Source organism: Pseudonocardia kunmingensis, from assembly GCF_006716445.1.
Classification (GTDB): Bacteria; Actinomycetota; Actinomycetes; order Mycobacteriales; family Pseudonocardiaceae; genus Pseudonocardia; species Pseudonocardia kunmingensis.
In genome coordinates, this window is the sequence record NZ_VFPA01000003.1 from 108,277 (window position 1) to 125,637 (window position 17,361).

Consider the following 17,361-nt stretch of genomic DNA (forward strand, 5'->3'; position numbering starts at 1 on the left):
GCCGTGGCAGAGTGGCGCAGATGCGGATCAGCGTCCTGACCTTCCTCGGGGGCCGCTCCCCCGTGGACCGCTACGTCGAGCGCCTGGGGCGCCTGCGCGACGAGGGCTTCACCCGCGCGTGGACCTCGCAGCTCCCCCAGGACCCCGACCTGCTGACGACCCTGGCCGTCGCCCTCCGCGAGGTCGAGGGCATCGAGGTCGGCACGGGCGTGCTGCCGATCCAGGTGCAGCACCCGATGCAGCTGGCCCAGCGCGCCCTGACCGTCAACCTGATCTCCGGTGGGCGGCTGCTGCTGGGGCTCGGGCTGAGCCACAAGATGGTCGTCGAGAACGTCTGGGGCATGTCGTGGGAGCGGCCCGTGCGCCGCATGTCCGAGTTCCTCGACGGGCTCCTGCCTCTGCTCTCCGGCGACGCCGCCGACGCCACGGGTGAGTTCACCAGCACGCGCGGGCGGCTCACGATCTCGGACGCCCCGACGCCCCCGGTGTACGTCGCCGCCCTCGGCCCGCAGATGCTGCGCCTCGCCGGGCGCCGCACGGCCGGCACGATCACATGGATGACCGGGCCCCGCACGCTGGCCGAGCACACCGGCCCCGGGCTGCGCGAGGCCGCAGGCGACCGTCCGGTGGAGGTGATCGGCGCGCTGCCGATCTGCGTCACCGACGACGCCGCGGCAGCCCGCGCGCAGGCGGCCGAGGACTTCGCGATCTACGGGAAGCTGCCCTCCTACCGCGCGATGCTCGACCGCGAGGGCTGGGCCGGGCCCGAGGACGCGGCGCTGATCGGCACCGAGTCGCAGGTCGCCGCGCGGATCGAGGAGATGCGCGCAGCGGGCGTCGACGAGTTCGTCGGCTCCCCCTTCGGGCCCTCGGAGCTGCAGGCCCGCAGCCGCGCGCTGCTGCTGCACTGCCGTCCGTAGGCTTGCCGTCCGTGGACGAGCTGGCATCGGTGAACGGCACCATCGGCCGGGCCGAGGAGATGACGATCCCGGTCACCGACGAGGGGCTGCTGCGCGGGGACGGCGTGTTCGAGGTCGCGCGCCTCTACGCCGGGCGCCCCTTCGCCTGGGACGAGCACCTCGCCCGCCTGCTGCGTTCGGCGGCGAACGTGCGGCTGGAGTTCGACCTCGGGGCTGCCCGGGCCGAGGTCGACGCGCTGCTCGCGAAGGCGGGCGCCGTCGACGGCACGATCCGGTTGCTGATCACCCGCGGCGGGCGTCGGGTGGCCGTGCTCGCCCCGCTCCCCGAGAGAGGCGAGTCCGTGACGCTGGGCACCGTCGAGTACGCCCCGACGCGCGTGCTCGACGCGGTCAAGTCGCTGTCCTACGCGGCCAACATGCTCGCGTCCCGGCTCGCGCGCGAGGCGGGCGCGGACGAGGCGCTCCTGGTGACGCCGGACGGCCGGGTGCTCGAGGCGCCGACCTCGGCGTTCTTCTACGTAAGGGGCGGCGCCCTGCACACCCCGCCGCTGGCGGACCACATCCTCGACTCGATCACCCGCCGCCACGTCCTCGCACTCACGGGGGCGAGCGAGCGCGGCCTCGCCCGCGACGAGCTCACCGGGCTGGACGAGGCGTTCCTGGCCTCGACCACGCGCGAGGTGCAGCCGGTGTCCGCGATCGACGGCCGCGCGCTGCCGGCCGTTCCCGGCCCGGTGACGGCGGCGGCCGCCGAGGCCCTGCGCCGCTACATCGACGAGCGGACCGCGGCGAGCTGATGATCGATCGGGAGCAGCTCGGGGAGCTGCGAGGCGCGCTCCGCCTGGGCGACGGGGCCACCCTCGTCGCACTCGTGCGCGACGGGCGGCTGCTCGCCGAGGCCGGCGCGCTGCAGATGATCGGGGACGGCCTGGTCGCCGCCCTCGCCGACCAGGTCGACGGGGCGGCCGAGCTCGCCGCCGACTGCGCCGCGCGGCTGCGCGCACGGGGCTGGACGGGTGATGACGAGCTCGCCGACCAGCTCGAGGGCCGCTCCACCCGCGAGCTGCGGCCCGTGCCCATCGACCTCGAGCAGCTCATCATGGTGTTCGAGGACTCCGAGGGCGGGCGGCTCGACCTGCAGACCGGCGAGGCGTGGCCCGAGTACACCTTCGACTACGCCACGACCGGTATGGAGACGACCGAAGAAGAAGAAGAAGAAGAAGACGAGGACCGCTGGCTGTACATCGACAGCGGCTCCCACGACGGCTACCTCGACATGCAGGAGTTCATCCGGACCCGGGTCGACGGCAGGCTGGCCGAGCGCCTGGAGGAGGCGATCCGTGGCCGAGGCGCGTTCCGGCGGTTCAGGGACGTCCTCGCCGATCACGACCGCATCCACGAGTTCCATGTCTTCTCCGACGAGCACCTGCGCGGCCGGGCACGGGCCTGGCTGGCGGACGCGGGGATCGCGGTGGCTCCGCGACGACCGCGCCCGGCGCCCTGAGGCCCCGAGTGGAACGAACGGCACATTCGTACCGCTCTATCGAACGAACGTGCCGTCCGTCCGGCCCGTCGCACGTGTTCGCCCCTCAGCATCGTGCCCCTCGATGATGACGAGCTCGCCGAGGGCTCGCTGCTCAGCGCGGTGGAGCATGAACACGTCGTCGCGAATCCGGCGGTCGGTGGAGCAGACGTCCGCCGCTTCGCCGAGTACGGCCGGACCAGCGGCTCTTGATACCGCAGCACCAGCGCTCGTTGCCGGCTCACGTCGTCCAACTCCCGACTCAGCTTCTCGACCTCGGCCTGGGTGCGGTTTTGCGCCCTGCGCGGCTCCTCCGTCCGGAGCCAACCCGTTCCGCGACGGCTTCCCCGGCGCCGCCGCCGCCTCCACCGGGCGCCACCGCACCGGCTCAGCCCTCGTCGAGCCGGAACCCCACCTTCATCCCGACCTGGAAGTAGCTCACCCGCTCCTCCTGCACGGCCCCGCGGATCTCGGTGACCTCGAACCAGTCCACGTTGCGCAAGGTCTGCGTGGCGCGGTCGATGCCGTGGCGGATGGCCTCGTCGAGGCTGGTGGAGCTGCTGCCGACGATCTCTGTGACGCGGTACACGTGGTCCATGACCCGAGCGAACCACGGGTGGCCCCGCGGCGCCGGGTACAGGCCGACGTCGCGAGGCGTGTGCGCGGCCCGGGTGGCGACGGGCAGGATGGGGGCGTGACCACCTCGACGCGCCCGGCGCACTCCGGCCTGGACCTCCGGTGGGTCGACCCCGCCATCCGCCCGCAGGACGACCTGTTCGGCCACGTCAACGGCCGCTGGCTGAGCACCCACGTGATCCCCGACGACCGGGCGCAGGACGGCGCGTTCCGCGCGCTGCGCGACCGGGCCGAGGAGGACGTGCGCGCGATCGTGGAGCAGGCCGACGGCGAGCCCGGCACCGACGCCCGCAAGATCGCCGACCTGTACGCCTCCTTCATGGACGTCGAGCGGATCGAGGCGCTCGGCACCACCCCGCTGCAGCCGCTGCTCGACCAGGTCGCGGCCGCGGGCGACAAGGCGGCGCTGGCCGCCGTGCTCGGGCGCAGGCAGCGGGAGGGGCGCGCGGCGCTGGCCGCCGCGTTCGTCAGCACCGACCCGAAGAACGCCGAGCGCTACCTCGTGCAGCTCGAGCAGTCCGGGCTCGGGCTGCCCGACGAGTCCTACTACCGCGAGGACGCCCACGCCGAGACCCGCGCCGCCTACGTCGCGCACCTCGCCCGGCTGGCCGAGCTGGTCGGCCTGCCCGACCCGGCCGGGCTCGCCGACCGCGTGATGGAGCTGGAGACCGCGCTCGCGGCCGTCTCGTGGGACCGCGTCACCAACCGCGACGCCGAGAAGACCTACACGCTGATGACGCTGCCCGCGCTGCGGGAGAACGCGCCGGAGTTCGACTGGGAACCGTGGCTCGCGGCGTTCGACGCCCCCGCCGGTGCGTTCGACGAGGTCATCGTGCGGCAGCCGAGCTTCGTGGCGGCGGCCGCGAAGCTGTGGGCCGAGCGGCCGCTCGCGCAGTGGAAGGAGTGGCTCGCCATCCGCACCGCCTCGGCGTGCGCCGACCACCTCACCGAGGCGATCGTCGAGGAGGACTTCGCGTTCTACGGCCGCACCCTGTCGGGCACGCCGCAGCTGCGGGAGCGGTGGAAGCGCGGGGTCTCGGTCGTCGAGGGCGCGCTCGGTGAGGCCGTCGGCGCGCTCTACGTCGAGCGGCACTTCCCGGCGGCGGCGAAGGAGCGGATGGTCGAGCTCGTCGCCCACCTCGTCGAGGCCTACCGGCGAAGCATCTCGGAGCTGGACTGGATGAGCCCGGCCACGCGGGAACGGGCGCTGGCGAAGCTCGCGAAGTTCACGCCCAAGATCGGCTACCCGGACCGCTGGAAGGACTACTCGGCGCTGGAGATCCGCGCCGACGACCTGCTCGGCAACGCGCTGCGCGCCGCCTCCTGGTACACCGACTTCCAGCTCGCCAAGGTCGGCGGCCCTGTCGACCGCGACGAGTGGCTGATGACGCCGCAGACCGTCAACGCCTACTACCACCCGCGCCTGAACGAGATCGTGTTCCCGGCCGCGATCCTGCAGCCGCCGTTCTTCGACCCCGAGGCCGACGACGCCGCCAACTACGGCGGGATCGGCGCCGTGATCGGCCACGAGATCGGGCACGGCTTCGACGACCAGGGCTCGAAGTACGACGGCGACGGCACCATGACCGACTGGTGGGAGGCGGGCGACCGCGCCGAGTTCGACCGCCGCTCCCAGGCCCTGATCGCCCAGTACGACGCCCTCTCCCCCGCCGGGCTGCCCGACCACACGGTCAACGGCGCGCTCACCGTCGGGGAGAACATCGGCGACCTCGGCGGCCTGACGATCGCGATCAAGGCCTACGAGATCGCGCTGGACGGCGCCGAGGCGCCCGTGCTCGACGGCTTCACCGGACTGCAGCGCGTGCTGATCGGCTGGGCGCAGGTGTGGCGGGCGGTCACGCGCGAGGCCGAGGCGGTCCGCCGGCTGACCATCGACCCGCACTCGCCGCCGGACCTGCGCTGCAACGCCGTCGTCGCCAACCTCGACGCGTTCCACGAGGCGTTCGACGTGCAGCCCGACGACGCGCTGTTCCGGGCGCCGGAGCAGCGGGTGCGCATCTGGTGACGCAGACCTGGAGCAGCGCCGAGTGCGCGGCGGCCTGGGGCGTGAAGCCCGCGACGTGGCTCGGCTACGTCTCGCGCGGGCAGGCCCCGGCCCCGCTCCCGGAGCCGGACGAACAGGGGCGCAAGCGGTGGGACGCCGACGAGGTCCGCCGCTACCCCCGCCCCGGGGCCGGTCGCAGCCGCAGCGGTGCCGGGCCCGAGGCGGAGGCGCTGCTCGCGCAGATGCGGGAGGTCGCCGAGCGCCTGGAGGAGCTGCGCGGCCGCCAGCAGGAGCTGCTGGCAGCCGGAAAACAGCAGGGCCTGGAGCTGAGCGCGATGGCGAAGGCCCTCAACATCTCCCGCCAGACGGCGTACGCCTGGCTCAAGGAGTAGCCCGGCGCCACGGCCTCAGCCGTGGCGTTCCGCCTGGCGGCGCAGCTCGTTGCGGGCGAGCGCGTTCTTGTGCACCTCGTCGGGCCCGTCGGCGAACCGCAGGGTGCGGATGCTCGCGAACAGCTTGGCCAGCGGGAAGTCCTGGGACAGCCCGCCCGCGCCGTGCACCTGGATGGCCTTGTCCACGATCCACTCCACCGTCTGCGGCGCGGCGATCTTGATGGCCTGGATCTCGGTGTGCGCGCCCTTGTTGCCCGCGGTGTCCATCAGCCAGGCGGCCTTGAGCGTCAGCAGCCGCAGCTGCTCGATCCGCACCCGGGCCTCGGCGATCCAGTCCCGGATCACGCCCTGCTCGGACAACTTCTTGCCGAACGCCTCCCGCTGCGCCGCGCGGGCGCACATCAGCTCCAGCGCCCGCTCCGCGACGCCGACCACGCGCATGCAGTGGTGGATGCGGCCGGGGCCCAGCCGTGCCTGGGCGATCGCGAACCCGTCGCCCTCCTGCCCGATCAGGTTCGCCGCCGGCACCCGCACGTCGGCGAGCTCCAGCTCCGCGTGCCCGCCCTTCTCCCGGTCGTCGTAGCCGAAGACCTCCATCCCGCGCTTGATGGTCAGCCCCGGGGTGTCGCGCGGGACGAGGATCATCGACTGCTGTCGGTGCCGCGCCGCCTCCGGGTCGGACTTGCCCATGACGATGAAGACCGCGGCGTCCGGGTTGAGCGCCCCGGTGATCCACCACTTGCGGCCGTTGAGGACGTAGTCGTCGCCGTCGCGCTCGATCCGCGTGCTGATGTTGGTGGCGTCCGACGACGCGACGTCGGGCTCGGTCATCGCGAACGACGAGCGGATCTCACCCGCGAGCAGCGGGTCGAGCCACTCCTTGCGCTGCATCTCCGAACCGAACATCGACAGCACTTCCATGTTGCCGGTGTCGGGGGCCGAGCAGTTGATCGCGGCCGGAGCGATGCCGGACCGCCCGGTGATCTCCGCCAGCGGCGCGTACTGCAGGTTGGTGAGGCCTGCGCCGTGCTCGCCGGGCAGGAACAGGTTCCACAGCCCGCGTGATCGCGCGGCCGCGCGCAGCTCCGCAAGGACCGGGACCGTCGACCAGGCCCACGGGTTCTCCAGCGCGTCGAGCTGGTCGTGGAAGGTCTGTTCGGCCGGGTACACGGCCTCGTCCATGAACGTGAGCAGCTGCGCGCGCAGCTCCTCGGTACGGGCGTCGAAGGCGAACTCCATCACTGCTCCTCAGGATCGGGGTGGTCGAGGCGACGTTGCAGCTTGCGCATGCCCGCGAGCCACCGCTCGTGCTCGGCGGCGCGACGGACTGTGTAGTCGCGCACCTGCGGGTGCGGCAGCACGAGGAACTCGCCTGCCGTCATCGCGTCCCACAGCGCGCCGGCGACCTGCTCGGGCTCGAGCGCGGTGTCGCGGGTGAGGATCCCCCGCCGGCTCCCGGCGTTCGCGAGCATCCGCGTGTTGACGCCCTGCGGGCAGATGCAGTGCACCGCGAGCCCGCGGTCGCCGTAGGTGGCGGCGAGCCATTCGGCGAACGCCACGGCCGCGTGCTTGGTCACCGCGTACTGCACGCTGCCCAGCGAGGTCAGCAGGCCGGCCGCCGACGCGGTGACGACGAACCGCCCGTCGCCGCGCTCCACCCAGCCGGGGACGAGCAGGCGCGCCGCGCGCACGTGCGCCATCACGTTCACGTCCAGCATCTCGGCCCACCGGTCCTCCCCGGTGGTGACGTCGCCCGCGCCGGCGATCCCGGCGTTGGCGCAGAAGACGTCGACCTCCCCGACCGCGTCCCGGGCCGCCGCGATCAGCGCCTCCACCCCGGCCTCGGATGCGGCGTCGCCCGGGACGGCGTGCCCGCCGACCTCGCGCGCCACCGATCCGGCCGCCTCGGCGTCGAGGTCGTTGACGACGACGCGAGCCCCGCGCGTCGCGAACAGGTCCGCGATCGCCCGCCCGATCCCCCGCCCGGCACCGGTGACGACCACGCCCTTCCCGGAGAGGTCCACGCCCGTCACCGTTCGCGGGTGAGCGTGACGCCGCCGTCGAGCACGACGAGCTCCCCGGTCATCCAGGAGGCGTCCTCGGACAGCAGGAACGCCACGGCGCTGCCGATGTCCGCGGGCACGCCGAGCCGCTTGAGCGGGTAGGCCTGCGCGACCTTCTCCTCGCCCTCGGCGTAGAGCGCCTTGGCGAAGTCGGTCTTGACGACGGCCGGGGCGACCGCGTTGACCCGCACCGACGGCCCGAGCTCGACCGCCAGCTGCCGGGTCATGTTGATCAGCATCGCCTTGCTCGCGCCGTAGAACCCGATCCCCGGCGACGACCCGAGCCCGGCCACCGAGGCGACGTTGACCACCGATCCGCCGTGCTCGGCCATCCAGCGGTGGTAGGCCCGCTGCGTCCACGACAGCGCGCCGAGGCAGTTGACCTCGACGATCTTCCGCGCGGCGCCGAGGTCGAGGTCGATCAGCCGCCCGTACACCGGGTTGATCCCGGCGTTGTTCACGAGGCAGTCGATCCGGCCGAACGCCTCCAGCGTCGCCTCGACCGCCGACTCCTGGTGCCCGGTGTCGTCGCCCTTGCCCGCCACCGCGATCGCCCGTTCCGGGCCCAGCGCGGCGACCGCCTGGTCCAGCGCCTCCTGCTTGCGCGCGGTGAGGCACACCCGCCCGCCCTCGTCGACGATCCGCTGCGCGATCGCGAGCCCGATGCCCCGGCTGGCGCCGGTGACGATCGCGGCCTTGCCCTCGAACCTCGTCGTGTCCACTAGCGACGTCCTCCCTGGTCGATGCTCTGCAGCCCGGCCGCCAGCAACGGTTCGACGGCCCGCCCGACGGTGTCGAAGCCCTCCCCCACGGTCTGCCCCTGCTGGTACCGGTAGTGGATGCCCTCGCAGATCACGGCCGACTTGAAGTAGCCGAGCGCGAGGTAGAACCCCAGCCGCGACAGGTCCCGCCCGCTCCGCTCGGCGTAGCGCGCCACGACCTCCTGCGGCGACGGGAACCCGGATGCGGTCGCGACGCCGCCGACGAAGGTGCCGCCGAGCTCGTGGCGGCGCTGGTAGACCAGCAGCAGCCCGACGTCGGCCAGCGGGTCGCCGATCGTGGCCATCTCCCAGTCCAGGACCGCGCGGACCTGCCCGTCGTCGACGAGCACGTTGTCGAGCCGGTAGTCGCCGTGCACGATCGCGGCGGGCTGTTGCTCCGGCACGCTCTCGGCGAGCCGCCGGTGCAGCGCGTCGGCGCCGGCGAGGTCGCGGCTGCGCGACGCGTCGAGCTGCTGCTTCCAGCGCTTCACCTGCCGCGCGAGGTACCCGTCGGGACGCCCGAAGTCGCCCAGGCCCACCCCGGCCGGATCCACCGCGTGGAGCTCGGCGAGGGTGTCGACCAGCCGCAGGGCGATCGCGCGGACCTCGTCCGGGCCGAACCGGGCGAGCTCGTCGGCGGTCCGGTACGGCACGCCCTCGACCTTCTCCATCACGTAGAAGGGCGCGCCGATGACGTCCGGGTCCGTGCACAGGGCGAACGTCCGCGGCACCGGCACCGCGGTGTCACGCAGCGCGGTGATCACGCGGTGCTCGCGGGCCATGTCGTGCGCCGTGGCCAGCACGTGTCCGAGCGGGGGCCGGCGCACGATCCAGGTGGAGTGCCCGTCGCCGACCTCGTAGGTCAGGTTGGACCTGCCGCCTGCGACGAGGTGCCCGCGCAGCTCGCCCCGCACCATCCCCGGCCGCTCGGCGTCGAGGTGGGCCCGCAGACGGCCGAGATCAAGGCCGGGCAGGTCGCGCCCCGTCACCTGGTGTCCACCGGGCCCGCCGCGCCGGTGATCCCGGCCGAGCGCAGCCCGGCGACGGCGGCGGCGGAGTAGCCGAGCTCGGCGAGCACGGCGTCCTCGTCCTCGCCCAGCGCAGGCGACCGGTCGCCGGGCCGGGCCGGGGTTGCGGCCAGGCGCAGCGCGGGACCGGCCATGGGCACCGTCGCCCCGCCCGCCAGCTCGACGTCGTGGGTCATCCCGCGTTCGCGGACGTGCTCGTCGGCCAGTACGTCGCCCACCGACTGCACGGGCCCGCAGACCACGTCCGCGTCCTGCAGGACGGCGACGATCTCGGCCGTGGTCCGCTCGCGCGTCCAGGCCGTGACCACGGGGTTGAGCTCGGCCCGGTGGTGCACCCGCCAGCGCGGCTCCGCGGCCTCCCGCTCCGCCCACTCCGGACGGCCGAGGATCGCGCTGAACCGCGCCCACATGCGCGGCGTCACGGGCGCGAGGTAGACCCAGCCGTCCGCGGCGGGGTAGAGCCCGCAGAACGAGGTGGGCAGCTCGCTGCCGAACCGGGTGGGCGCATGGCCGGTCGCGGACGCGGCGACGTGGTGGCCGAGCAGCGGCAGCAGCCCGTCGAGCATGCCGACGTCGACGAGCTGCCCGACGCCGGTGCGCTCGCGCGCCGCGAGCCCGAGCAGCACCGCGATGGTGGCCTGCAGGGCGGCGACGTTGTCGGCGACGAACGGCCCGGCGACGGTCGGCGGCCCGTCCGGGGAGCCGGTCATGTCGGCCAGCCCGCTCATCGCCTGCACGATCCCGTCGTAGGCGACCCACCCCGACTTCGGGCCGGTGCGCCCGAACCCGGTGACGTGCACGACCACGGTGCGCTCGTTGACCGCGTGCACGTCGTCCACGCCGAACCCGAGCTTCTCGGGCACGCCGGGCGCGTAGTTGGTGACCAGCACGTCCGCCGTGCGCAGGAGGTCGTGCAGCACCTCCCGGCCCTGCGGGCGCGCCAGGTCGAGCGTGACGCTGCGTTTGCCCCGGTTGTTGGCGGCGAAGTAGAGGCTGTCGCCCTCGTGCATCGGCCAGGACCGGCGGCCCTGCTCGCCCGTCCTCGGCTCGATCTTGACGACGTCCGCGCCGTGGTCGGCGAGGATCTGGCAGCACTGCGGGCCCGCGATGTAGTGCGCGATCTCGAGGACGCGCACCCCGTCCAGGGCGCTCATTCCGGTCACGGTCGGCGCCCCCTCAGGACTCGACGACGGCGATGAGGTCGCCCTCCTGCACGGCGTCGCCCTCGGCCACGGCGATCCGGGCCAGGACGCCTGCGGTCTCGGCGACGACGGGGATCTCCATCTTCATCGACTCCAGCACGCAGATCTCGTCCCCGACGTCGACCGCGCTGCCCTCGGCTGCCACCAGCTTCCAGACGTTCGCCACCATCTCGGCTCGGATCTCGGCCAACTGCTGCACCTCCTCGATCACGGCCGCCGCGACGCGACGAGCCGGTCCACGATCCCCGTGTCGTAGTCGCCCGAGGCGAACTCGGGACTGGCGAGCACCTCCACCAGGAACGGCAGGTTGCACTTCGGCCCGCGCACCCGGAACCCCGCCAGCGCCCGCCGCGCCCGGTCGAGCACCTGCGCGCGGTCCGCGCCGCTGACGACCAGCTTCGCGAGCAGCGGGTCGAAGTGCGGGGTGACGGTCGTGCCCGCCGCGTAGCCGGAGTCCACCCGGATCCCCGGTCCCGCCGGCTCGACCCACTCCGCCACCGCGCCCGGACCGGGCAGGAAGCGCACCGGGTCCTCGGCGCACACGCGGAACTCCATCGCGTGGCCCCGCGCCCGCGGCGGCTCCACCCGGACGTCCGCGCCCGCCGCCACCTGCAGCTGCAGCGCGACGAGGTCGACCCCGCACACCTCCTCGGTGATCGGGTGCTCCACCTGCAGCCGGGTGTTGACCTCCAGGAAGAAGAACTCACCGGTGTCGGGCTGCAGCAGGAACTCGACCGTGCCCGCATTGCGGTAGCCCACGCTCTCCGCGGCGCTGACGGCCGCGGCGCGCAGCCGCGCCCGCAGCGGCGGGTCCACCGCGGGCGACGGGGTCTCCTCCACCACCTTCTGGTGCCGCCGCTGCACCGAGCAGTCCCGCTCGGGGAAGCCGACGACCGAACCGTCGGGCAACCCGAGCACCTGCACCTCCACGTGCCGCGCGCCCGGCAGGTAGCGCTCGAGCAGCACCCGCGCGTCGCCGAACGCGCCGCGCCCGCGCGACCCCGCCGTCGTCACGGCCTTCGCGAGCTGCGCGTCGTCGCCGGCCACGCCCATCCCGATGCCGCCGCCCCCCGCGGTCGCCTTGACCATCAGCGGGTAGCCGAGCCGCCGTGCCGCGGCCAGCGCCTCGTCCACCCCCGTCACGGCGTCGGCCGTGCCGGGGAGCACCGGCACGCCGCGCGCGGCGACGTGGTTGCGCGCGGCGACCTTGTCGGCCAGCAGCTCCATCGACTCCGGGTCGGGGCCCACCCACAGCAGCCCCTCCTTCGCGCACGCACGCGCCAGGGCGGGGCTCTCCGAGAGGAAGCCGTAGCCGGGGTGCACCGCCTCCGCGCCCGACGTCCGGGCCGCCGCCACCACCGCCTCGACGTCGCGGTACGCGCCCGGGCCCGCGAGCGCGACCACCTCGTCCGCCTCCCGGGCGTGCGGGAGGTCGGCGTCGACGCCGGCGTGCAGCGCGACCGTGCGCACGCCGAGCGCGCGCGCCGTGCGGATCACCCGGCGGGCGATCTCCCCGCGGTTGGCCACCAGCAGGCTCGTGATCACGGTGCTCCCTCCCCGGATCCCATGTCCCCGCGCGCCTGCTCGCTGAAGGTCCCGACGGCCCAGACCTTGGCGAGCTCCCGGCTGACGTCACCGAGGTCGCGCTCGGGGTAGCGGTGCAGGACGAAGCGGTAGTAGGCGTAGTGCTCGGTCATGCCGCCGAGCAGCGCCGCGCCGAGCTCCGGGTCGACGTCCGCGCGCATCAGCCCCTTCTCCACGGCCCGCCGGATCATCCGCGTGATGCGCTCGTGGAAGTCCTTGCGGTTGTCCGCCTGCATCGCCTCGATCTCCGGGTGCGTCTGCATCGTCTCGTGCAGCACCCCGAACAGGTCGGCGTTGCGCGCGTAGAAGCGGAAGTACCGCTCGGTGGTCACCACGACGGAGTCGACCGGGTCCCGCGGGCTCCACCGCGCCTGGGACTCGTCGTAGAGCTGCTGCAGCAGCATCGTGACCAGCTCGATCAGGACGGCGTTCTTGTCCACGTAGTAGCGGTAGAAGGCGCCGTTGGACATGCCCGCCTCGGCCGCGATGTCGCTGACCCGGGCGGCCGCGAAACCGTCCCTCCCGAAGACCACGCGCGCCGCGCGGAGCAGCGCCTCCTTCGAGCCCCGGCCCTTCTTGGTCCGCGGATCGGCGACCGGGAGAGCTCGTCCCGCCGTCACGTCCCACCTCGCCTTCGCTGCCGCAGTGGTGCGACGCGAGCGTAACCACGGCCCGCGGAAAAAGCGATATTGACGTCACTTTCACGGACTGCCTACCGTGGTCGGCGTCACGCAGTCCCGCAATGGAGGGGGCAGGCCACGTGTCACCGGTGCTGGAGGTCGACCACCTGCACGTGTCCTTCCCCGCAGCCGCAGGCCGTCGCAACGCCGCGGTGCGCGACGTGTCGTTCGCGATCGGCGAGGGCGAGATCCTCGGCATGGCGGGCGAGAGCGGCAGCGGCAAGTCCCTCACGGCGCTGTCGGTGATGGGGCTCGTCCCCCGGCCACCCGCCGAGATCACCGGGAGCATCCGGTTCGAGGGCACCGACCTGCTCGGGCTCCGGCCCGCGGAGTGGAACCGCCTGCGCGGGGACCAGATCGGGATGGTCTTCCAGGAGCCGATGACCGCGCTGGACCCGGTCTTCACCGTGGGCCGGCAGCTCACCGAGACCCTGCGGGCCCACCGGCGGACGACCCGTCGCGCCGCCCGCCGCGCGGCCGTCGAGATGCTCGAGGCCGTCGGCATCCCGCTCCCGGACCGCCGGTTCGACGAGTACCCCCACCAGCTCTCGGGCGGCATGCGGCAGCGGGTCATGATCGCGATCGCGCTCATCTGCGAACCCCGGCTGCTCATCGCCGACGAGCCCACCACCGCGGTCGACGTCACCATCCAGGCGCAGATCCTCGAGCTCCTGCGCGCGCTGTCCCGCGACCGCGGCACCGCCGTCCTGTTCATCACCCACGACCTGGGCGTGGTCGCCGAGCTGTGCGACCGGATGGTCACGCTCTACGCGGGCGAGGCCGTGGAGGCCGGTGCGGTCGACGACGTCCTGCGCTCCCCGCAGCACCCCTACACCTCCGGCCTGCTGCAGGCGATCCCCCGCATCGAGGACCGGCACCGGGTCCTGCGCACGATCCCGGGCCGCGTCCCCGCCCCGAGCGCGGTGCCGACGGGGTGCGTGTTCCACCCCCGGTGCGGCCACGCCACGACCGAGTGCGCCGACCGCAGACCCGAGCTCGCCGCGCTGCCCGGCGGTTCGCCGCGCCTCGTGCGGTGCGGCCGCTCCGCCGAGCTCGACCTCCCGGGAGCCCGCTGATGACGCCCCTGCTCGACGTCGAGGACCTGTACGTCTCCTACGCGACCCGGCGTCGCGACGAGCGGGTCAAGGCGGTCGACGGCGTCTCCTTCGCGGTGCACGAGGGCGAGACGCTGGGGCTGATCGGCGAGTCCGGGTCCGGGAAGTCGACGCTCGGACGGGCCCTGATGCGCCTGGTGCGGCCCACCGCGGGCACGGCGCGCCTGCGCGGCACCGACCTGGTCACCCTGCGGGGGCGAGCGGGCCGGGAGATGTCGGCGCACCTGCAGATGGTGTTCCAGGACCCGCACGCCGCGCTCGACCCCCGGATGCGGGTGCTGGCGAGCATCGAGGAGCCGCTCGCGATCCGCCGGACCGGTGACCGGGAGCGCCGTCGCGCCCGTGCCCTGGAGCTGCTCGACCTCGTGGGGCTGTCCCGCGAGCTGGGCGCGCGCTACCCGCACGAGCTGTCCGGCGGGCAGAAGCAACGGGTCAACATCGCCCGGGCGCTCGTCCTGGACCCGGCGCTCGTCGTCTGCGACGAGGCGGTGTCGGCGCTCGACGTGGCGCTGCAGGCCGAGATCCTGGAGCTGCTGGCCACGCTGCAGTCCGAGCTGGGGCTGGCCTACCTGTTCATCACCCACGACCTGTCGGTGGTGGCCAACATCGCCGACCGGGTCGCCGTCATGTACCTGGGCCGGTTGATGGAGCTCGGGCCGGTCGAGCAGCTCGTCACGCGGCCCCGCCACCCCTACACCGAGGCGCTCGTGTCGGCGCAGCCGCGGGTCGGCGGCGACGACGGGCGCGAACGGATCGTCCTGCAGGGCGACATCCCGAGCCCGGTCCACCCGCCGTCGGGCTGCCGGTTCCGGACGCGCTGCCGCTACGCCACGCAGCGCTGCGCGGAGGAGGTGCCCGCATGGCGGGAGCTGGGCCCGGGCCACCGGGTCGCCTGCCACCACGCCGACGTGCTCGCGCTCACCGGGGTCGGGTCATGACGCGCCTCTCCCGGCTCCCCGTGCTCGTCGTGGGCATGGTGCTCGCCATCGTCAGCGCCGGCTGTGCCGGGACCGGCACGGCCGCCACACCCGGCGTGCTCGAGGTCGCCTGGCCGTCGAACCCGTCCTCGCTCGACCCGCAGCGCGGCAACTCCGGCTCCGACCACGGCGTCCTGTTCACGATGTACGACACGTTGGTCTCGTTCACCCCGGAGACGCTGGAGCCGGCGCCGGGGTTGGCGGAGTCCTGGGACCAGAGCGACCCGACGGCCCTCGTGCTGCACCTGCGCCGCGGCGTCACCTTCCACGACGGCACGCCCTTCGACGCCGAAGCAGTCAAGTACAACATCGAGCGCGCGCAGGGCGAGCTGTCCAACATCCAGGCCGACGTCCAGGCGATCGCGGGCGTCGACGTGCTCGACGCGCACACGGTCCGGCTCAACCTCACCGCGCCCGACTCGTCGCTGCTGCTGACGCTCGCCGACCGCGCCGGGATGATGGTCTCCCCCACCGCCGCCGAGCAGCACGGGGAGGCGTTCGAGCGCAACCCGGTGGGCACCGGACCATGGCGGTTCGTCGAGTGGCAGAACGGCGCGCGGGTGCGGGTCGAGCGGTTCGGCGACTACTGGCAGCAGGGGTTGCCCCACCTCGACGGGATCACCTTCACGATCATGACCGACGACTCGACGGCGGTGAACGCGCTGCGGTCGGGCCAGCAGGACTTCGCGTTCGACCCGCCGCCGCAGGACATCGGCAACCTGGAGGAGTCCCCCGGCTTCGACGCGAGCGTCAGCCCGCAGCTCTACCAGAAGATCGTCTACCTCGACGTCGCCGCACCCCCGTTCGACGACGTGCGCGTGCGGCGGGCGCTCAACCTCGCGATCAACCGCGAGCAGCTGCTGGAGGTGGCGCACTTCGGGCGCGGCGAGGTCGGGTGGACGCCGCTGCCCTCGGCCCACTGGGCCTACCCCGAGCCGCTGGTGCCCACCTACCCCTACGACCCGGAGCAGGCGCGCCGCCTGCTGGCCGAGGCCGGGCACGCCGACGGCGTCGACTTCCCGATGATCGTGTACACCGACCCGACCAGCATCCGGCTGGGCGAGGTGCTCAAGTACCAGCTCGGCAAGGTCGGGATCCGGGTGGACCTCATCCCGACCGAGCTCACCCAGGGCAGCAGCGAGTTCTTCAACGAGCGCCGCTTCCCGGCCATGCTGTCGGCCTGGACCGGCAGGCCCGACCCCGCCCTGACCTACAAGCTGATGTTCACCGCGGAGGGCTACTACAACACCGGTCACGTCGGCACCCCGGGCATCGACGAGGCGCTCGCCGCGGCCAACACCGGCACGGACCTCGCGCAGCGGCGGGAGGGGCTCGCCCGGCTCGCCGCGATCGTCGCGGACAACGCGCTGTTCGTGCCCCTGTTCTTCCCGGCGAGCGCCGCCGTCTACAGCGACGACGTCAGCGGCTACCAGCCGAGCCTGCTGGGCAAACCGAAGTTCACGACGGTGAGGATCGCGCGATGACGACGACGTCGGCCGCCGCTCCCCGGACCCGGCGGCAGCTTCCCGGGGTGCGAGGGGTGGGCAAGCGGCTCGCCGGGGTGGTCCCCACGCTGCTGCTCGCGACGTTCCTCGTGTTCGCCCTGCTGCACCTCATCCCCGGCGACCCGGCCCAGGCCATCGCGGGCGAGAACGCCACCCCGGAACGGCTGGCCCAGCTGCGCGAGCAGCTGGGGCTCGACCGCCCGTTCCTGCTGCAGTACGTCGACTGGCTCGGGGGCGTGGTCACCGGGGACCTCGGGACGTCGCTCGCCACCGGCGAGCCGGTCCTCGACCTGATCGGGCAGCGGCTGCCGACCACGCTGACGCTCGGCGCGGCATCGCTGGTCGTCGCGGTGGGTATCGGCGTGCCGCTGGGGATCGCGGCGGCGCAGCGGCGGGGCCGCAGCTCCGACTCGGTGATCACCGGGGCGGCGACGCTGGGCATCGCGGTGCCGAACTTCTGGCTCGGCATGGTGCTGGTGCTGGTGTTCGCCCTCACCCTCAAGTGGTTGCCCGCCACCGGGTTCGTCCCGCTCACCGACGACCCGCTGCGGTCGCTGTGGCACCTGGTGCTGCCCGCGATCGCGCTCGGCGCGGTGGGCGCGGCGGAGGTGTGCCGGCAGCTGCGCAGCGCGATGATCGAGGTGCTGCAGTCCGACTACATGCGCACCCACCAGGCCAAGGGCCTCTCCCGGCGCACCCGGATCTGGCGGCACGCCCTGAAGAACTCCGGGCTGCCGCTCGCCACGATCATCGGCCTGCTGGTGAGCCGGGTCCTCGGCGCCACGGTCGTGGTCGAGGCCCTCTTCGCCATCCCCGGCATCGGATCGCTGGTGGTGCAGTCCACCACGCAGCGCGACTACCCGGTGATCCAGGGGATCGTGCTGGTCACGGCGTTGCTGGTGCTGGCGACGAACCTGCTCGTGGATCTCGTCTACCGGGTCGTCGACCCCCGGATCGCGTGAGGAGCGGCC

The 17,361-nt window shown here is 73.5% G+C and carries 19 protein-coding genes; 10 read left to right on the forward strand and 9 right to left on the reverse strand.

Annotated elements, in window-relative coordinates; translation table 11 throughout:
* The first annotated feature begins 20 nt into the window (after window positions 1-20).
* The 4 genes from FB558_RS23415 to FB558_RS44000 all read left to right on the forward strand — a co-directional run bounded on the left by FB558_RS23415 (window position 21) and on the right by FB558_RS44000 (window position 2,655).
* Window positions 21-920: a TIGR03564 family F420-dependent LLM class oxidoreductase gene (locus FB558_RS23415; protein ID WP_211366789.1), complete on the forward strand. Its 900-nt coding sequence runs from the start codon at window positions 21-23 to the stop codon at window positions 918-920.
* A gap of 11 nt (window positions 921-931) precedes the next feature.
* The gene (locus FB558_RS23420) at window positions 932-1,717 is read left to right on the forward strand and encodes an aminotransferase class IV (RefSeq protein WP_142056883.1); all 786 of its coding nucleotides are present in this window, start codon (window positions 932-934) and stop codon (window positions 1,715-1,717) included.
* Window positions 1,717-2,424 carry a UPF0158 family protein gene (locus tag FB558_RS23425; RefSeq protein WP_142056885.1) on the forward strand — a complete coding sequence of 236 codons (708 nt, stop codon included), beginning with the start codon at window positions 1,717-1,719 and terminating at the stop codon, window positions 2,422-2,424. The genes FB558_RS23420 and FB558_RS23425 overlap by 1 nt, the downstream gene beginning before the upstream one ends.
* A gap of 93 nt (window positions 2,425-2,517) precedes the next feature.
* Window positions 2,518-2,655: a hypothetical protein gene (locus FB558_RS44000; protein WP_211366790.1), complete on the forward strand. Its 138-nt coding sequence runs from the start codon at window positions 2,518-2,520 to the stop codon at window positions 2,653-2,655.
* Window positions 2,656-2,830: 175 nt separating this feature from the next.
* Here the strand turns inward: FB558_RS44000 and FB558_RS44005 are convergent, their stop codons facing one another.
* A complete protein-coding gene (locus FB558_RS44005) occupies window positions 2,831-3,040 on the reverse strand; it encodes a dodecin (RefSeq protein ID WP_142056887.1) in 210 nt (69 codons plus the stop codon).
* A gap of 96 nt (window positions 3,041-3,136) precedes the next feature.
* On the opposite strand from FB558_RS44005, the gene FB558_RS23435 reads away from it, so the two are divergent.
* Both FB558_RS23435 and FB558_RS23440 read left to right on the forward strand, forming a co-directional pair.
* A complete protein-coding gene (locus FB558_RS23435) occupies window positions 3,137-5,104 on the forward strand; it encodes a M13 family metallopeptidase (protein WP_142056889.1) in 1,968 nt (655 codons plus the stop codon).
* Window positions 5,101-5,475, forward strand: a complete 375-nt coding sequence (locus tag FB558_RS23440; protein ID WP_246106708.1) for a sigma-70 RNA polymerase sigma factor region 4 domain-containing protein — start codon at window positions 5,101-5,103, stop codon at window positions 5,473-5,475. The genes FB558_RS23435 and FB558_RS23440 overlap by 4 nt, the downstream gene beginning before the upstream one ends.
* A gap of 15 nt (window positions 5,476-5,490) precedes the next feature.
* On the opposite strand, the gene FB558_RS23445 is transcribed toward FB558_RS23440, so the two are convergent.
* The 8 genes from FB558_RS23445 to FB558_RS23480 are packed head-to-tail and all read right to left on the reverse strand — an operon-like array spanning window position 5,491 to window position 12,733.
* On the reverse strand, window positions 5,491-6,714 hold the full coding sequence (locus tag FB558_RS23445; RefSeq protein ID WP_142056891.1) for an acyl-CoA dehydrogenase family protein: 1,224 nt from the start codon (window positions 6,712-6,714) through the stop codon (window positions 5,491-5,493).
* Window positions 6,714-7,499, reverse strand: coding sequence for an SDR family oxidoreductase (locus FB558_RS23450; protein WP_142056893.1), 786 nt, complete (start codon window positions 7,497-7,499; stop codon window positions 6,714-6,716). The genes FB558_RS23445 and FB558_RS23450 overlap by 1 nt, the downstream gene beginning before the upstream one ends.
* A gap of 5 nt (window positions 7,500-7,504) precedes the next feature.
* Window positions 7,505-8,260, reverse strand: a complete 756-nt coding sequence (locus tag FB558_RS23455) for an SDR family oxidoreductase (RefSeq protein ID WP_142056895.1) — start codon at window positions 8,258-8,260, stop codon at window positions 7,505-7,507.
* Window positions 8,260-9,288 (reverse strand): phosphotransferase family protein, encoded by a 1,029-nt coding sequence (locus FB558_RS23460; protein ID WP_142056897.1) that lies wholly within the window; start codon window positions 9,286-9,288, stop codon window positions 8,260-8,262. The genes FB558_RS23455 and FB558_RS23460 overlap by 1 nt, the downstream gene beginning before the upstream one ends.
* Window positions 9,285-10,481 carry a CaiB/BaiF CoA transferase family protein gene (locus FB558_RS23465; RefSeq protein ID WP_142056899.1) on the reverse strand — a complete coding sequence of 399 codons (1,197 nt, stop codon included), beginning with the start codon at window positions 10,479-10,481 and terminating at the stop codon, window positions 9,285-9,287. The genes FB558_RS23460 and FB558_RS23465 overlap by 4 nt, the downstream gene beginning before the upstream one ends.
* A gap of 22 nt (window positions 10,482-10,503) precedes the next feature.
* Window positions 10,504-10,728, reverse strand: a complete 225-nt coding sequence (locus FB558_RS23470) for a biotin/lipoyl-binding carrier protein (RefSeq protein ID WP_198961651.1) — start codon at window positions 10,726-10,728, stop codon at window positions 10,504-10,506.
* 8 nt (window positions 10,729-10,736) lie between these two features.
* Window positions 10,737-12,074 carry an acetyl-CoA carboxylase biotin carboxylase subunit gene (locus tag FB558_RS23475; RefSeq protein ID WP_142056903.1) on the reverse strand — a complete coding sequence of 446 codons (1,338 nt, stop codon included), beginning with the start codon at window positions 12,072-12,074 and terminating at the stop codon, window positions 10,737-10,739.
* Window positions 12,071-12,733, reverse strand: coding sequence for a TetR/AcrR family transcriptional regulator (locus tag FB558_RS23480; RefSeq protein ID WP_142056905.1), 663 nt, complete (start codon window positions 12,731-12,733; stop codon window positions 12,071-12,073). Before FB558_RS23480 ends, FB558_RS23475 begins: the two co-directional genes overlap by 4 nt.
* Window positions 12,734-12,873: 140 nt before the next feature.
* Here FB558_RS23480 and FB558_RS23485 point away from each other — a divergent pair, with 140 nt between their 5' ends.
* From FB558_RS23485 to FB558_RS23500, 4 genes are read left to right on the forward strand one after another with little or no spacing between them, the layout of a single operon-like run.
* Window positions 12,874-13,869, forward strand: coding sequence for an ABC transporter ATP-binding protein (locus FB558_RS23485; RefSeq protein WP_211366791.1), 996 nt, complete (start codon window positions 12,874-12,876; stop codon window positions 13,867-13,869).
* On the forward strand, window positions 13,869-14,846 hold the full coding sequence (locus tag FB558_RS23490) for an ABC transporter ATP-binding protein (RefSeq protein WP_142056910.1): 978 nt from the start codon (window positions 13,869-13,871) through the stop codon (window positions 14,844-14,846). Before FB558_RS23485 ends, FB558_RS23490 begins: the two co-directional genes overlap by 1 nt.
* A complete protein-coding gene (locus FB558_RS23495; protein ID WP_170231492.1) occupies window positions 14,843-16,369 on the forward strand; it encodes an ABC transporter substrate-binding protein in 1,527 nt (508 codons plus the stop codon). The genes FB558_RS23490 and FB558_RS23495 overlap by 4 nt, the downstream gene beginning before the upstream one ends.
* A complete protein-coding gene (locus FB558_RS23500; protein ID WP_142056914.1) occupies window positions 16,366-17,352 on the forward strand; it encodes an ABC transporter permease in 987 nt (328 codons plus the stop codon). The genes FB558_RS23495 and FB558_RS23500 overlap by 4 nt, the downstream gene beginning before the upstream one ends.
* Window positions 17,353-17,361 lie beyond the last annotated feature (9 nt).